At 47.0% G+C, this 16,276-nt stretch carries 16 protein-coding genes; 6 read left to right on the top strand and 10 right to left on the bottom strand.

The window, feature by feature from the left end; genetic code table 11:
• Positions 1-26: 26 nt before the first annotated feature.
• A complete protein-coding gene (locus QZZ54_RS10645; protein WP_290702557.1) occupies positions 27-560 on the bottom strand; it encodes an FKBP-type peptidyl-prolyl cis-trans isomerase in 534 nt (177 codons plus the stop codon).
• Between the two features lie 158 nt (positions 561-718).
• Here QZZ54_RS10645 and QZZ54_RS10640 point away from each other — a divergent pair, with 158 nt between their 5' ends.
• Complete coding sequence (locus QZZ54_RS10640) at positions 719-2,803, top strand: carboxy terminal-processing peptidase (RefSeq protein WP_290702555.1); 2,085 nt, start codon at positions 719-721, stop codon at positions 2,801-2,803.
• A gap of 19 nt (positions 2,804-2,822) precedes the next feature.
• Entirely contained in the window at positions 2,823-3,593 is a 771-nt protein-coding gene (locus QZZ54_RS10635) for a hypothetical protein (protein WP_290702553.1), read from the top strand.
• A gap of 141 nt (positions 3,594-3,734) precedes the next feature.
• Here QZZ54_RS10635 and QZZ54_RS10630 read toward each other — a convergent pair whose 3' ends face one another.
• The 6 genes from QZZ54_RS10630 to dnaX are packed head-to-tail and all read right to left on the bottom strand — an operon-like array spanning position 3,735 to position 8,748.
• The gene (locus tag QZZ54_RS10630) at positions 3,735-4,172 is read right to left on the bottom strand and encodes a YcgN family cysteine cluster protein (protein ID WP_290702551.1); all 438 of its coding nucleotides are present in this window, start codon (positions 4,170-4,172) and stop codon (positions 3,735-3,737) included.
• Positions 4,172-4,462, bottom strand: a complete 291-nt coding sequence (locus QZZ54_RS10625) for a YcgL domain-containing protein (protein ID WP_290702549.1) — start codon at positions 4,460-4,462, stop codon at positions 4,172-4,174. Before QZZ54_RS10625 ends, QZZ54_RS10630 begins: the two co-directional genes overlap by 1 nt.
• Positions 4,463-4,473: 11 nt before the next feature.
• The gene (gene rnd, locus QZZ54_RS10620; RefSeq protein ID WP_290702547.1) at positions 4,474-5,640 is read right to left on the bottom strand and encodes a ribonuclease D; all 1,167 of its coding nucleotides are present in this window, start codon (positions 5,638-5,640) and stop codon (positions 4,474-4,476) included.
• Positions 5,641-5,647: 7 nt separating this feature from the next.
• Positions 5,648-6,247, bottom strand: coding sequence for a recombination mediator RecR (gene recR / locus QZZ54_RS10615; protein WP_290702545.1), 600 nt, complete (start codon positions 6,245-6,247; stop codon positions 5,648-5,650).
• Between the two features lie 13 nt (positions 6,248-6,260).
• On the bottom strand, positions 6,261-6,587 hold the full coding sequence (locus QZZ54_RS10610) for a YbaB/EbfC family nucleoid-associated protein (RefSeq protein WP_290702543.1): 327 nt from the start codon (positions 6,585-6,587) through the stop codon (positions 6,261-6,263).
• 28 nt (positions 6,588-6,615) lie between these two features.
• Positions 6,616-8,748 (bottom strand): DNA polymerase III subunit gamma/tau, encoded by a 2,133-nt coding sequence (gene dnaX / locus QZZ54_RS10605; RefSeq protein WP_290702541.1) that lies wholly within the window; start codon positions 8,746-8,748, stop codon positions 6,616-6,618.
• 216 nt (positions 8,749-8,964) lie between these two features.
• Between dnaX and QZZ54_RS10600 the strand changes: the two genes are divergently transcribed.
• The gene (locus QZZ54_RS10600) at positions 8,965-9,141 is read left to right on the top strand and encodes a hypothetical protein (RefSeq protein ID WP_290702539.1); all 177 of its coding nucleotides are present in this window, start codon (positions 8,965-8,967) and stop codon (positions 9,139-9,141) included.
• 59 nt (positions 9,142-9,200) lie between these two features.
• Here the strand turns inward: QZZ54_RS10600 and QZZ54_RS10595 are convergent, their stop codons facing one another.
• The 3 genes from QZZ54_RS10595 to QZZ54_RS10585 all read right to left on the bottom strand — a co-directional run bounded on the left by QZZ54_RS10595 (position 9,201) and on the right by QZZ54_RS10585 (position 13,205).
• Positions 9,201-10,679 (bottom strand): HDOD domain-containing protein, encoded by a 1,479-nt coding sequence (locus QZZ54_RS10595; RefSeq protein ID WP_290702537.1) that lies wholly within the window; start codon positions 10,677-10,679, stop codon positions 9,201-9,203.
• A gap of 153 nt (positions 10,680-10,832) precedes the next feature.
• Positions 10,833-11,939, bottom strand: coding sequence for a GGDEF domain-containing protein (locus QZZ54_RS10590; protein ID WP_290702535.1), 1,107 nt, complete (start codon positions 11,937-11,939; stop codon positions 10,833-10,835).
• Positions 11,940-12,266: 327 nt separating this feature from the next.
• Positions 12,267-13,205: a LysR family transcriptional regulator gene (locus tag QZZ54_RS10585; protein ID WP_290702533.1), complete on the bottom strand. Its 939-nt coding sequence runs from the start codon at positions 13,203-13,205 to the stop codon at positions 12,267-12,269.
• Positions 13,206-13,332: 127 nt separating this feature from the next.
• Between QZZ54_RS10585 and QZZ54_RS10580 the strand changes: the two genes are divergently transcribed.
• From QZZ54_RS10580 to rarD, 3 genes are all read left to right on the top strand, one after another.
• Positions 13,333-14,340 carry an NADP-dependent oxidoreductase gene (locus QZZ54_RS10580; RefSeq protein ID WP_290702531.1) on the top strand — a complete coding sequence of 336 codons (1,008 nt, stop codon included), beginning with the start codon at positions 13,333-13,335 and terminating at the stop codon, positions 14,338-14,340.
• Between the two features lie 104 nt (positions 14,341-14,444).
• On the top strand, positions 14,445-15,125 hold the full coding sequence (locus QZZ54_RS10575; RefSeq protein ID WP_290702529.1) for a type 1 glutamine amidotransferase domain-containing protein: 681 nt from the start codon (positions 14,445-14,447) through the stop codon (positions 15,123-15,125).
• A gap of 133 nt (positions 15,126-15,258) precedes the next feature.
• Positions 15,259-16,137 (top strand): EamA family transporter RarD, encoded by an 879-nt coding sequence (gene rarD, locus QZZ54_RS10570; protein WP_290702527.1) that lies wholly within the window; start codon positions 15,259-15,261, stop codon positions 16,135-16,137.
• Positions 16,138-16,276: the final 139 nt, after the last annotated feature.

The following is a 16,276-nucleotide window of genomic DNA, read 5'->3' as shown; positions in this document are numbered from 1 at the left end:
CTGTGCATTAAACTGCTGTTGTTCCATCATTTTTGGTCAGCCTTTTCGTGAGGCAGAATTTCTAATAGTTCAATTTCAAAAATAAGAGCGGAGTTCGCTGGGACAGATTCTGCCGGACTTCGCGCACCATAGGCAAGCTCAGATGGTAGATAAACTTTCCACTTTGAGCCCGGAGACATTTTCGGCAACACTTCACGCCAGCCTTTAATCACCCCCCTAATCGGGAAAATAGGTTTCTCTTCCTGGCTAGCTGAACTTTCAAAAGGTTCTCCGTCGACTTTCCAGCTGCTGTAATTAACCCTTACATCGTCCTGTATCCGCGGACTTTCACCTACAGCAGTCTGTAAAATCTCATATTGAAGCCCTGACTCAGTAACCACAACGCCTTCACGCTTCGCATTCTCGGCTAGAAAGCGATCGCCCTCTCTTTTCGTATCATCATTCAGTGCTTTATCAATCAGTTCCTGATGAAAACGTTTTTCCTCTTCACTTTCACCACAACCGCTTGAAATAGCGACAATAGTGGCTAACACCGCAACCCCGACAACTCGTTTAATCACGTTGGCAATACCTGCTCTGATTAATAATAAAGAGATAAGGTGTTGATTTTACATCAGCTGACGACAAGACTACACTCAGATGTTCTGATAAAAGGGAACAAGCAGTTAATTTGTCTGTCTCAGAATCTATACCTTGTAGTAAAACAGGAACACACAGCTTGATATACACAAGTAAAATCCGTCAACTGCTCACAGCGCCGCTATTGCTGAGCCTGATTATCGCGCTACCGATAAGCGCGAAAACACACTCAGTTTTGCAACCAGAACCAATACATAATCAGACCATCGTTGATATCCTTACGTCTCTGAATCAGGATCACTATAACGATATCGTACTGAATGATGAATTGTCGGGGAAAGTACTTGACCAATACCTGGAAAGTCTCGACCCCACTAAAGCCTATTTTTATCGTGCTGATATCACCGAATTCCAGAAGTTCCGTCCACTGATTGATGATGAGATCAAAAACGGTGAGTTGACCGCCGCTTATGCAATCTTCAATCGTTATCAACTACGTACACAGGAACGCTTAGAAAAGTTAATTGCCACGCTTGAAGATTCGAACTTCAAGGTAAATTTCAAGCTGGATGAAACACTCTTAACTGACCGAGAAGAGAGCCTATGGCCTGCCGATGAAGCAGAGATGGATGACTTCTGGCGCAAACGATTAAAAAGTGCGCTGTTAAGCCTGAAGTTGGCAGATAAAAGTGTTGATGAGGCTAAAGAGGTCATCTTAAAGCGCTATAAAAGCCAACTAGCCAGAGCCCAACAAACCAATAGCGAAGATGTTTTCCAAAGCTTTGCTAACGCACTGACACAACAGTTTGATCCTCACACCCAATATTTCTCTCCTCGCAGATCAGAGAACTTCAATATCAATATGAGCCTTTCTCTTGAAGGTATCGGTGCAGTACTACAGAGTGAAAACGAGAACACCAAAGTAGTTCGTCTGGTACCTGCAGGCCCGGCAGAAAAAGCCGGTCAGCTTAAACCAGCAGACCTAATTGTAGGCGTAGGCCAGGGTGAAGATGGCGAAATTCAAGACGTTATCGGCTGGAGACTCGATGAAGTTGTTGCTCTTATCCGCGGCCCGAAGGACACAGTCGTGAAGCTGGATCTGTTACCTGCGGATGGAGAAGAGGGACAGCACAAAGTTATCAAAATTCGCCGAAATAAAGTAAAGCTGGAAGAACAGGCAGCGCAAAGCCGTGTTATCGAGCTTGAGCATCAAGGTAAACCCTATAAACTTGGCGTTATTAGTATTCCTGCGTTCTATATCGATTTTGCCGCCCTACAACGTGGTGAAAGTGACTATAAAAGCACCACCCGAGATACCATTAAACTATTAAATGAACTCAGAGCTGAAGAGATAAATGGCCTGATCATTGATCTTCGCAATAATGGCGGTGGTTCGCTACGTGAAGCGAATGAGCTGGTCGGTCTGTTCATTAACCGAGGCCCTACTGTACAGATAAGAGATCCTGACAACAGGGTACAAGTTTTAAGAGACCCTGATCCCCGTATCGCTTACCGCGGACCGATGGCGGTGTTGGTAAACCGCTTGAGTGCTTCTGCTTCAGAAATTTTTGCGGGTGCTATTCAAGACTACCAACGGGGTATTATTGTCGGTGGACAGACCTTTGGTAAAGGTACAGTGCAAACCCTGGCTCCCCTCAATCATGGACAGATCAAACTGACCCACGCTAAGTTTTATCGTATCTCCGGAGAAAGCACCCAGCATAAAGGCGTCATACCTGACGTTAATCTGCCGACACTTTATGATACTGAAGAGATAGGTGAAAGTTCTCTGAGCGGCGCTCTGCCCTGGGATATGGTGGCGAAAACACCACACAGACGCTACTTCAGTTTTAATTCTTTCCTGCCAGAACTGATTGAACGTTACACAAGCCGTACCAAATCAGATCCTGATTTTCTGTTTATGAACTCTCAGCTTGAGCGAATCAACAAGAATAAACTAGATAAAGAACTGTCGCTTAACGAAGCGACACTGCAGGGTGAGCGGGATGCTTCTGAACAGTGGCTTCTGGCTCAGGAAAATCAACGCAGGGCCTCAAAGCAGCAGCCCAAAATCAATGAGCTGAGCGAACTGGATGACCTGCTCGAAAAAGACTCTCAGGGCAAAACTATCAGACCTGAACAAGAAGCGATTCTCACCGAAACGGGCAGAATACTTCTTGATATGATTGAGCTGACAGACAAGTATATAGCTATCAAGAATTGACCAGGCAGACACAAACTCAATGCAGCTAAGCAAGTTCAAACTCGCTCTACTTATCGGCGGCCCTGTACTACTTATTATTCTCGTAGCCGCGGGCTATTTCATCTACTCTGGCATCAGCGAACAACAAGATGAAAATAGAAAAAAAGTAGAAGGTTTCGGCGAAATGGTTATTCCTACCGATTCAGGCCCCGGAAACCCTGCAACCGATCCCAAACTAGCTCCCAGTATCGGACAGAATAGTTTGTCGCCTACCCAGCGCGTCATCAGCAACATGAAGAATGAACGGGTTAAGCTTCTTGATGAAGCGATAGAGATGCGCGAACAGATAACCAGCCTGAAAGCTAAGGTAGCCGAACTGGAACTCTATCGTACAACCAACGAGCGCTATGCTCCCCATTCCTTTAATGAAGAAGTATCTAAAGTCCATACCCGGATGAAACAACTATTAGTCAGCCAAGACGAAGCCAGACGATTTACGAGCATACAAATAAAGGGAATGGCGGCAGCTTCAGCGCAGGAATATCGGCGCTATCTAACCTCACGTAAGCTCCTACTTGATCCTGACCAGATAGATACGGTGATCACTAATCACTTGCCTGTTTACGCTTACTGCATCGGGGATGGAATGGATATTGCGGCGAATGACCGTTCTGAAGAACAGATGGTAATCGAGTATTTTAAAACTGAGAAAACAGAACTCATGGGGAGTCGCCTGAAAAGCGATCTGAAAGCGATTATAGCCCCCTGCCAAGAGCTGTTCGCTCAGCGAATGAGTTACCTATCCAACTAACCTCCTCTCAAATACCGACATAACCAAAGTATTAGTTACCCAGTTGATTCAGATATTCAATGGGAGTTGCTCCCCAGCCATATGAGCCATCCCCGACACAAAAAAACCGCCATTGGCGGTTTTTTTTCAAATAGATGCCAATTACTGAATCAGATAATCGATATAGTCGTCTTCCTCGACCTGATCATCGGTAACCTCAAACCAGGTCAGCACTGATGCACCCGCTTCCTTAACCGATTCCCGACGACCACTAATCAAAGGATGCCAGTCATGCAGATCCTTTCCTTCATGAACCAAACGGTATGCACAGGTCGGGGGCAACCAGTGGAACTCTTTTACATCTTCCGGGCGCAGTTTTACACACTGCGGTACCAGTGAGCAACGCTCTTCATACTTAGTACAGAAGAGGGTTTCCATATCCAACAGATGACAGACAACGCTGGTGTAATACACCTCATTGGTCTCTTCATCTTCCAGTTTATGCAGGCAACACAGAGAGCAACCATCACAGAGAGACTCCCATTCATCGGAAGACATCTCTTGCAGCGACTTAGAGCGCCAGAAAACCTGATGGGCCACTAGCGAACGCCGGTTTCAGGACGATCCTGATGGATGTTCAGAAGGTAATCCTCTTTTGGCGGTGGCATCTGCAAAAAATACCCCTTAACACGGATATCTTCTAGCACCTGAGTAGCATCAACGCGGGACAGCTCTTTCTCCGGCGTCAACAACATATCAAATACATGAACCGGGGCACCAAACATCTCTTTAAGGGGGTCAGGCACCCGCGTCATCTTCTCAGTCTTATCGACATAGAGATACATTTCATCTTTTTTAGAACTTCTGAAAACGCTACAAATCTTCTTCATACTTTCTCTATTTATACTTCCAGGCTCTGCAATTTTTCCAACAATGCATCACCAATCACCTCTTTACGCCAACCTGACAGGCTGGGCGGGAGGCTGAATACACCCTGATTTTCAGTCCGAATCAGGGCATCAAGATCTTTCTTTCGCAGCAATATTTCCGGCGCTATATTTATCTCTTCTGCTTTAGCACGCGCCATCGCTTTTAATACTTTCAGTGGTTTATTCCACTCGTAACTCAAGGGCCGCTGGATCGGTGCTGGCGGCTTTGCGGCGGCTGACTGCGCGGCCGTCTTAAGAAAGCCCAGAATCACTTCACCGTCCTGCTTTACCTGTTGATGCCGAACATCCTCCACCCGGGATAACGCCTGAGGTGTCATCGGCCACTTATTCACAATCTCAAGCAGGGCATTATTTCTCAACACCTTATTACGGGTAGTATCCCGCTGCCGGCTAATCCGTTCCCGCCAAGCGGTCAGATCACGCAACGCAGCAATTCTTTCAGGCGAATGTTTCCAGGCCTGACTGAAGCGCTGATAATAAGTCACTCCATCCGGATCGTTATCCGGAATCTGCTTCAACAGTAAAGCCGTCTCTTCTCGTGCCCAGTCAGACATCCCCCGCTCTTCCAGTTCAGCCATTTGCTGTTGGCAAAGGGCAGGCAGATAAGCAACATCTAGCGCAGCATAATGCTCCTGAGAAACAGTCAGCGGGCGCTGCAACCAATCTGAAGTCGTTTCACCCTTCTCCAGATCTATATCCAGCGCATACTTAACAAGGCGCTGATAGCCCATTGAAAAACCCCAACCAAGAAAGCCAGCTGCAATCTGTGTATCAAAAATAGGGGTTGGCAGAACACCCAGCATATAGAGGAAGAGCTCCAGATCCTCATTACCGGCATGCAGTATTTTAAGCACGGAGGGATCAAGAAACAATTGCACCATGGGTGCATAATCTTCGATCTTCAGGGGATCTATCAGATAACAGGCTTTATCATCGGCAATCTGAATTAAACCGGGGGCAGGATAGAAAGTATCAACACGAATAAATTCGGTATCCAGTGCAATCAGCGGCAATGCCTGCCACGCTTTACAGTAGTGGGCCAGGGTTTCATCATCTGTTATCCAGACCGGCTGATCAGCAGCTCTTTCCAGTAACTGCCAGTTATAGGCTTCAGTCATCACTACCTCAATTCATGGACCGTCGACCAGCCATCGCATGGGCCAGAGTACCACCATCTACATATTCCAGCTCACCACCCACGGGCACACCGTGTGCAATGCGGGTAACTTTAATATCCAACGCCTTTATCTGTTCGGCAATAAAGTGAGCGGTCGCTTCACCTTCGACAGTAGGGTTAGTTGCCATAATAAGTTCTTTTACCGCACCCGACTCAAGTCGGATAAGCAGTTTATCTAAGCCTAAATCATCTGGGCCTACACCATCGATGGGAGACAGATGCCCCATCAACACAAAGTAACCACCATTAAAGCCGCCGGTCTGCTCAATCGCTAACATATCCACAGGAGACTCAAGCACACATATCTTGCTGTCATCCCGTGAGTTGTCAGTACAGATCTGACAGAGTTCATTTTCTGAAAGTGTACGGCAGCTTTTGCAATGGCCAACCTTATCCGCCGCAATGGTTAGCGCACTTGCCAGCGATGTCGCACCTTCCCGATCGCGCTCAAGCATATGAAATGCCATCCGCTGGGCGGTTTTAGGTCCTACGCCCGGCAAGCAACGAAATGCATCTATCAGATCCTGGATAAGCGGGCTGAATGACATAGTATTAGTCGCCTTAGAACGGCATATTAAAGCCCGGCGGCATACCCATACCACCGGTAATTTTCGCCATCTTTTCCTGAGTGGAGCTTTCAACCTTACGCACTGCATCGTTGATCGCTGCAGCTATCAGGTCTTCAAGGATCTCTTTATCCTCTTCCATCAAGCTATCATCAATCGCGACACTACGAACATCATGGCGACCATTCATCACAATCTTAACCAGACCCGCGCCAGATTCGCCGTTAACTTCAGCCTTAGCGATCTCTTCCTGCGCTTTCTGCATATCAGCTTGCATCTTCTGTGCCTGCTTCATCAGGTTGCCCATGTCACCTTTCATCATATTTTCCTCATCTATCTTAATCTCTGGCTTAATCGATCGGCTGAACCGATTCGAGATCGATACGGCCCGAGAACCGTTCGATCACCCGTTGTACGACAGGGTCGTTCTGAATGGAACTGACCGCCTCAACCTGACGCTCTGCCCGCTTCCGATCACGGTACTGGCTTGGCGTCTCGCGGCTGTAATTACCTAAGTTGAATTCTACCTCAACCGAAGTGTTAAAATAATGACCAATTGATTCACGAATACGATCAGTATGAATTTCACTGATCATCGCTTTCTGTTCGCTGGTGTAATGGAAACGCCAGCCACCCTCAACAGACTCCAGCGAGGTATTCGATGCGATGCTATACGTCATACCAGACAGTCCAATCAACTCGACCAACAGCACCCACTGATCTGCATTGAACTGACTAATATCCTGACTCACCTCAGCGTCTGGCTCAACGATCTCTTCCACTGGCGCGTTATCCACAACCAATGTTGGTGAAACCGGAGACTGAACAGCAACACTTACCGGCTCAGGCAAGCTCTGCATAAAGGGTTTGCTTTGCTCAAGGCTGTTATTTGGCTCAAGGCTCTTCTTTAGTACAGCACTGTCCGCGGGCTTTTCGGGCGCAGTTAACACAGGGGAATTATCTTCCCATGGTAGATCCACGACAGGCCTTTGCGACGCTTCAGTCTTTGCTTCAGAGACGGAGCCAGAAACCGTATGCAGTGCAGAGTTATGCCCCGCGGCCGCTGGCGGGGCTAAATCAGCTTCAGACTTTTTTCCCGGCTGATCCTCATACCCACCCTGCATGTAAGACTCATCATAATCAGGAGGCCCATCCGGCTGAACCGGTTGAGGAGCTGACTGGATCTCAGACTGAGGTGAAGCCACTGGTTCCGGTTCGACCGGATGAGTAGCTTGTGGAGCGGGCTGAACTGACTGAGGCATCGGCTCAGGCGCACTCGCGGCTTCGGTCTCGATAACCGCTACGGGCGCAGTTGCAAGTACAGCTGTCGCTTCAGGTTTAGGTAGCACAGTAACGGCTGATGATTCTCCGGGCTGACTCAATCCCTGGCTACTCACCGATACAGGCCTGAACGCCAACATCCGCATCAGCGTCATCTCTAGACCTTCACGCGCATCCGGCACAAAAGGTAAGTCTTTTCGCCCCATCAAAGCGGTCTGATAGAACAGCTGCACATCTTCAGCGGTCAGTTTACCCGCCAGATCCAGTAACAACTCTCGATCACCCAGGCCATTATCCACAGCATCCGGCACAATCTGCGCCAGTGCGATGCGATGCATCAGGCTGATCAGATCGCCCAATACAACATTGTAATCAGGCGAAAAGCGCGCTAATTCATCAACGGTGGTCAGTAAAGCTTTAGCGTCATGAGCCGCCAGACTGTCTACCAGAAGATAAACTAATCGCTGGTCAATAGTACCCAACATGGCGCGAACATCTGCTTCAACCACCTGGCCAGCACCGAAGGCGATCGCCTGATCGGTCAGACTCAGCGCATCCCGCATCGAACCGTCGGCGGAACGGGCCAGAAGCCATAGAGCGGGTTCTTCATAATTGATATTTTCTGCAGTCAATACTCGACCGAGATGATCAACGATCCGCTCAGGAATCATATTCTTAAGATTAAACTGCAAACAGCGGGACAGAATAGTGACCGGCAGTTTCTGCGGATCAGTTGTCGCCAGCAAAAACTTAACATGCGGAGGCGGCTCTTCCAGGGTTTTCAATAACGCATTGAAAGAGTGCGTAGACAGCATGTGTACCTCATCGATGAGGTATACCTTAAAGCGGCCATGGGTCGGCGCATACTGTACGTTTTCCAGCAGCTCCCGCGTGTCTTCTACCTTTGTTCGGGACGCCGCATCCACTTCGATCAGATCGATAAAGCGCCCTTCGCTAATTTCCCGGCAAGCAGAGCATTCGCCACAGGGGGTCGAAGACACGCCGGTTTCGCAGTTAAGCGATTTAGCAAACAAACGGGCAATCGAGGTTTTACCGACACCCCGGGTGCCAGTAAACAGATAAGCATGGTGCAACCGGTCATCGTCTAGGGCATTGACCAGGGCCTTGAGCACATGCTCCTGCCCCACCATTTCAGTAAACTTTGCGGGACGCCATTTACGCGCCAGTACCTGATAACTCATCGCTGTAAATCTATATCAGAAGGGTGATTATTCATGGCTACCAATGCTAACGGTAACCGCCTGATATCGCCAGCGAAACCCGTTATTTAGTGGTAACTAAATTGCTTTTCATCAAGCCACTTCGGGTTTAATTCCAATCCGCCGTTAGATAACCCTGGATTTATGGTCTAACTTACATAAACAACAATAAGTCTTCCGACCTGCAAGGATATGGATATGCAAAATGCAAGCAGCGACAATGAGTATGGAATACGTAGACATCGTTTAATCGAAGAGCAGGAGATCATCCAGTTTCAGGACCCACATTGCCCCATCAGTATCGTTACTGAGGAAAAATGCTGGATTGAGAACAAACTGATATCACTTGAAACCAACGAACTACAAACCCATTAGTTCTGGCACACATAAACGGAAAACACACTAGAAAAGTGGGTTTTCCGTTTTATCTTACGTTATGAGTTTTTACGAATAAGCGATAAGCAGAGATTGGTCTGTTGAGCAAAGAGTGTAAATGCCATAAAGTCATCCTGACTCATAGGCCGCTGCCCTCTCTTATCAGAAGGGTCATTACGATCAGCATAGAACAACCCAACACAGGCTTTACCCCAGATAATGGGCGCCACAAAAAACTCATCACCCCCGACTAAGCCTCTTAATGAACTGTCCAGATAGGACCGCCACTTTGGCGCATTCACATTATCCACCCAAACCGGTTGCCGGGTATTAAGCACATGACTGAAGATATTAGGTGAACCGTCCAGACCGACGACAAACTTCCGTTTGATCTGATTCCCATTAGGTGCAGATATAAACCGAGGCATTAGACTGCGCCTCTCACGTGACTTGAGAAAAACGATTGTCCGACGCATGCGAATACCCCGGTGAATACCTTCCATCGCGGTTTGAACAATCAGATTAAAATCCGCATTTTCATTGGGCAAAAATGCCAACTCACGCAGAATTCTAAGTTGCAGCGCCTGATCACTCGGTTCTTCATCGTCCGGTTTACTTTCTATAGCGGTAGGCGCAATCGGATCATGTCCAATATAGCGGGTTAATACTCCAGCACCATAAGAATTCAGCAGTTCAACGGTTTCCTCTGAACAGCGCTCAATCTCAGCCAATACTTCCCACTTATCCTGATGCATCAGGTCAGCGGCCTCGGTCAACAACTTTTCCAGCTCTGCACGATTGTATTTTGGGTTTGCCAGGGTATCACTCAAGTGAACCGCCAGACTGACCGACCGCAGCTCAGGTGTGCGTAACTCAGGTTCCTCGAGCGAACTGATCAGCACAGTGCCCATATTCCATGAACTGGCTAATCCCAGGCTCATCTCTTCGAAAGTCGTGCCCAGCGTCTGACGAACAATATGAGCAGCCTCTTCAGGCCGGGCGACCTGTTTTTGTCGCAACGCCTTATCCAATTCAACCGTGATCCGTCCCCCTCTACTCCAGAAAGCACTCTCACCAAAACGGTTTAGCAAAGCAGCAATAAAGGTTTCTTCCTGAACATCCTCGTCATAACCCTGCATCATCAACTTAGCAATCATCCCCGCATGAAACGACTGCGCCATTAGCTTCAGCAAACGCTCATAAACCCCGGGGGTCAGCTTTCGATTCTTTAACAAACTATTAAGTAATTTTGCGGTGATACAGATATTCTTAATCCGGGTCAGCCCCAACACTACCGACGCCCGACTAACGGTTGTTACTGGATTTCGCCCCATATAACCAGCGCTGTTAGCGACTTTAAGAATAGAAGATGTTAAGGCATGATCATGAAGTACCGTCTGGCCTAGTTTAGCCAGTGAGGAAGTATCATCTTTAGAAAGCTTCTCAATCTCGCGGATAGTAGAGCATAACGCCGGCAACTCATGCTCGCCGATCATCTCAACCCACTCATCCGTTCCATGAGGCGTGAAATCTGACAACGCTCTATCCTCTAATTATGACTAACCTACACAGATCATTTTAAAGCAGTTAAGAGAGAGAAAGATTAGTGAATGTATGATTTTGAGTAATTAGGAAAGATCAGCGCCATTGGCGCCAAGACATATTGCACTCAAAGAAGGTCAATAGATTAACTATGTGTAAACAGTAATGTTTCGACCTTTTTCTTTTGCTTCATAAAGTGCCTTATCGGCCCGAGAAATCAGCGTTTCCTTGGTATCATTTTTTCTAAACAACGTTGTACCAATACTTACAGTAATCTTACCTGCTGTAGCATAACCCTCATCTTCAATCTTTCCCCTTAGTTTTTCACAAAGCTGGAGAAGGTTTGGCTCATCGACCTCAAGGGCAATAACAATAAACTCCTCTCCTCCCCACCTTATCAACGTGTCATTTTCACGTATAGATTGTGACAACAACTGAGCTGTCTTTTGCAAAACCTTATCGCCAGCAGCATGCCCGAATGTATCATTTACGCTTTTGAAATTATCAATATCTATGATCAAGAGACCAAAAAATTGGTTGTATCGAAGGCACCGCCCAACTTCTTGAGAAAGGACGTTATCCAAGTGATTACGGTTAAATACGCCAGTTAAAGGATCAGTAATTGCCAGGCGATGCAATTCTTGCTGCCCCATAAAGATAGCTTTTCTCGATCTATCAAATATCAAGGCACCGAGGCAGCCAAACGAGAAACTACAAAAAACCCAAAAAGCATGTATGGCATAGGTACCAGCCAGATTCATAAAATAAAAGGCGGAAAAAAGCAAAATAACAGATGATAAAATCGCACTGACTAACGCATACCTAAAGGTCATACCCGAAACGATAAAGATCCAAAACACACACAGATAGCCTTCCGCTAGAAACGGCGGGATATTGGTAAGCTTACTAGCGATATAAGCGTGACTTAACATCGCTATAACTGGGGATATAGCGAGCATCAACATAACAGTGTTGTAGAATCGCTTTTTATATGCCAAAAAGCTAATAGTAAGCATTATGGGAGCGATAATTAACAGATGACTCTTCAGCATTAATACTTGGACGTGCTCAGGCGCCCAGGAAGATTTGTCAATAAAGGTAAAGGCCACGTATAGCAGCGCAGTTAAGCAGCTTATTACTGAAATCTGAATCTGTCGGGAGGGTTTATCCCACTCGTCATAAAGATCATTGAATGTATTATCTGGAAATGTCCGTGGCAACTCAAATGGAAGAATATACTGAAGTATTTTTTGCATAGCGTCCTTAACACTCCATCTTAAGTTTGCTCAGAACTTAGCTCTTGTAGACACCTCATTCTAAAACAGATTGAAGAGAGAGTGGTTTTTGGAGGTGTGATTTTGAGTAATAGGCAGAGTGTCATATCTGTTAAACCAGTTTTACTTAAAAACAGACATTTATTAATAGAATTGGTTTGAGTTTTATAACCCTCTATATAGCTATATCTCTGACAGCACCTCTACACACTCGCAACGGCATATTGAGCATTGCCAAACCCTCAATGCCAGATTAGAAGACATAGCCAAAACTGTTTATTAAATAACCCCCGCTCAATAACGATTGTGTCAAAACGTACAATCATTATTTATCACTTTAAGAGTTTGGGTTAACTGCTCAAATACCAACTGGCGTAACCAAGCATGCCCGGGATCTTTCTTATATCGTTCGTGCCAGATGATGGAATAGGTAAAATCATCCTGCTCTATAGGGAAAGGGAGGATTTTCAGCTGATACTGCGCCGCACAACTTTTTGCTAAACCATAAGGCACCGTCAATAACAGGTCACTTTGAGCAACCAGTGCGAGTGCGGCTACAAAATGAGGCACCCTTAATGCAATACGGCGTTTTAGCCCCTGTTGTTCGAGTAGGTAATCAATCGCTCCTTTACGCGAGCCTCCCATCGTAATTAATGCATGTGGGTGAGAGGCATAACTTTCAACATCCAGCCCTTGTTCAATAAGAGGGTGATCATCACGCACGACACAAACAAAACGGTCACTGCCAACCCCCCGACCGTGAATCGCGGCAGGAACATCAGCGACAGTGCAGGTGGCCAGATCTATGTCCTGTTGATCGAGTTGTTGCAACAGACTTTCATGCCACGGAATAATCTCCAGATTAACCTGCGGTGCTTCTACTCTCAGACGCTTTATCACTGACGGTAATAATACTTGAGCGCCATAGTCTGTCGTCGCTAACCTGAAGTTATTAGTCGCCTCTTCAGGAATAAAGGTCGCCGGCTCAATCAACTGACTGAGATCTTGCAATGACTGCTGTAAGTGAAGCGCCAGAGCTTCAGCTCGCGGGGTCGGAGCCAAACCCTTAGGTGTGCGTGTAAACAACGGGTCGTTAAACAATTGCCTCAACCGAGCCAAGTTACGGCTAATGGCAGGCTGAGTTAAATTCAAACGCCCTGCCGCACGGGTGACATTACGCTCTTCTAACAACACCTGAAAAACCGGCAATAGATTCAGGTCAGCGGCAGACAGACTGGTGAGATTCAACGCTATAACACCTTTATTACATAATTAATAATCATGATAACTATACTCGCAATGCATTGGATGCATCACCCCTGGCAGAATAAAATACTCAGCTGTTAACTGATAACGCTTTACCAGAGGCCTCTCAATGTACATTGAAAAAAACCAGGAAATTCATCTTAAAAACCGCCCTGTAGGCCTCCCGGTAGCGGAAGACTTCAGTCTCGTTTCAATACCTATTTCCATATTGAAAGATGGCGAGGTACTGGTTAAAAATCGATGGATGTCGGTCGACCCCTATATGCGTGGTCGCATGATTGAGCGCGACAGCTATATCGCGCCTTTTACTATCAATGAAGTTCTCAGTGGTGGCGCTGTTGGCGAAGTGGTTGAATCCAACAACCCAGCATTTGTAGTCGGTAATAAAGTTTCCAACATGAATGGCTGGCGCCAATATTTCACCACAACAGGTGAAGATCTACAGCTATTACCTGAAACAGGAATCCCTGAACAAGCGTTTTTAGGTGTACTGGGAATGCCGGGGATGACGGCATTTACCGGCCTAACGAAAATTGCAGAGCTTAAACCAAGCGATAGGGTATTTGTTTCTGCAGCATCGGGAGCAGTAGGGGCAATTGTCTGCCAAATCGCCAAATTGAAAGGCTGTTATGTTGCCGGCAGTGTTGGCTCTGATGCCAAAGCCCGCTATCTCAAGGAAGAACTGGGCGTTGATGCTGTAGTCAATTACAAAACTACCGACAATCTGCAGCAGGATATTGCTACCGCCTGCCCCGAAGGTATCGATGTCTATTTCGAAAATGTGGGAGGCGCCCATCTGGAAGCGGTCCTCAATCTGATGAACGCCAATGGCCGAATAGCCGTCTGCGGTATGATCGATCAGTACAACGCGACAGCACCCACACCTGGGCCGGCAAACCTTTCACAAATCGTCATCAAAAAGCTGAAAATACAGGGCTTTATTGTATTTGACCACTGGGATGGTTACCCCGCGTTTGTTGAGCAAATGGTGGAGTGGATACAGCAAGAAAAAGTCAGCTGGAAGGAGACCGTTTTTAACGGTATCGAGCAAGCTCCTACTGCGTTTATTGGTCTGTTCGAAGGTAAGAATACCGGCAAGATGCTGGTCAAATTGTAAAATAATTTAATCGATATCAGCCTACGTGCCCGACTCTAATTAATAAAAACAGTCGGTCTAAACTAAGACTCATGGTAGGCGGTATATTGTAAGGAAAAAATACTATGAACATTCTATTCGTTTTAACTTCGCACGACTCGCTCGGCAATACCGGCGAAAAAACTGGCTTCTGGATTGAAGAATTTGCTGCACCTTATTACACCTTTGCTGATGCCGGGAACAATATCACCCTGGCGTCACCTATGGGTGGGCAGCCTCCGATTGACCCCAAAAGCGCTCTTGAAGATTTTCAGACCGATGCTACCCATCGCTTTGATGCAGATAGCGAGTTGCAGAACAAGTTAGCTAAAACGCTGCGGCTAGCTGAAATCTCTGCAGATGATTACGATGCCATCTTCTATCCGGGAGGTCATGGGCCGATGTGGGATCTGACTACCGATGCCGATTCGATTAGCTTAATCGAAGCTTTTGCCCGACAAGAAAAGCCAGTCTCTGCCGTCTGCCACGCCCCCAGCGTGCTGCTAAACGCTAAAGATGAGCAAGGACAACCGCTGTTTGATGGCAAGCAGGTCACCGGCTTTAGTAATACCGAAGAAGCCGCTGTAGGACTGACCGATGTAGTGCCTTTCCTGCTGGAAGATGAACTAAAAGGCCGGGGCGGACTTTACAGCCAAGGCCCTGACTGGATGCCTTATTGCGTCCAGGATGGTATGCTGATCACCGGTCAAAACCCAGCCTCTTCGACTGCCGTCGCAGAAGCGGTGCTTACCTTGCTTAAGGACTGACAAAGGAAGGGGCTGAGTCCCCTTCTTTACTTCCCATTCTAGATCTATTTCCCGTTCTGCTTAATAGCTATCTGAGCTGCATGGTTATATTTCTTCACGTTAAGACGATAACCTCCAGGTTGGATGCCAGTTTATGACTGACTTTTCCCGCAGCATGTTTCAGGCGCTGTTCGCTTATCTTATCTGGGGCTGTTTTGCCCTGTTTTTCCACCAGTTACAGCATATCCCTCCCGTCGAGGTTTTACTGCACCGGCTAGTCTGGACTTCCGTATTTGTTGCGATCGTACTGACCCTCAGCCGCCGATGGAGTAATGTGCGCGATGCACTAGGAAAACCTAAGCTGGTACTCCAGTTGTTTGCATCGTCGCTATTGATCGCCACCAATTGGATTGTTTACATCTGGTCCGTCGGTATTGGCGATGCGGTAGGTGCCAGTCTAGGATATTTTATCAGCCCACTGGTCGGCATTGCTCTGGGCGTTTGGGTGCTCAAGGAACGTATTCTTCCCTACCAAGCGATTGCATTGAGCCTTGCGGTAGTCGGCGTGAGTTACAAAGTATTCGGCGCTAATCAAGTCCCCTGGGCGTCTTTGGCCCTGGCATTTTCTTTTGGCTTGTATGGCCTCATCCGCAAACAAACAGCCGTCGATACGGTAACCGGACTGATGATAGAGAGCCTATTATTACTGCCTTTTGCCTTAGGATATTGGTTGTGGATAGCCTGGAACGGAGAACAGCATTTCAGCCTATCCATCGATGGTCTGTTATTGGTTTCAGCGGGGATTTTAACGGCCTTACCGCTGCTGGCTTATGCAGCAGCTGCTCGACATCTAAGCCTGGTCATTCTCGGCTTTATGCTCTATTTAGCCCCTTCACTGCAGCTTATTACGGGTGTTTTCATCCTCGGTGAACCTTTCGACATCCACCAGCAAATCACCTTCAGCTTCATCTTTGCTGGGCTGATTGTCTTAACTGGCGGAGCAATGCTTCGGCAATATAAGGTAGGTAGTTAACCAGGCTGTACCGAACGTTATTACCTGGGATTCAATCACTTCTTATCTCTACGTCCACTAATTCTACTCCAGACTTATCCAATAAGGCGCGAGCGGAATTGGTACAACAAGGACCTAGAGGTATGGAATCTGGTAAGAC

It is taken from the genome of Amphritea sp. (genome assembly GCF_016744155.1).
Classification (GTDB): domain Bacteria; phylum Pseudomonadota; class Gammaproteobacteria; order Pseudomonadales; family Balneatricaceae; genus Amphritea.
Note: the sequence above shows the minus strand (reverse complement) of the source record. Positions and strands in the feature narration are given on the sequence as shown.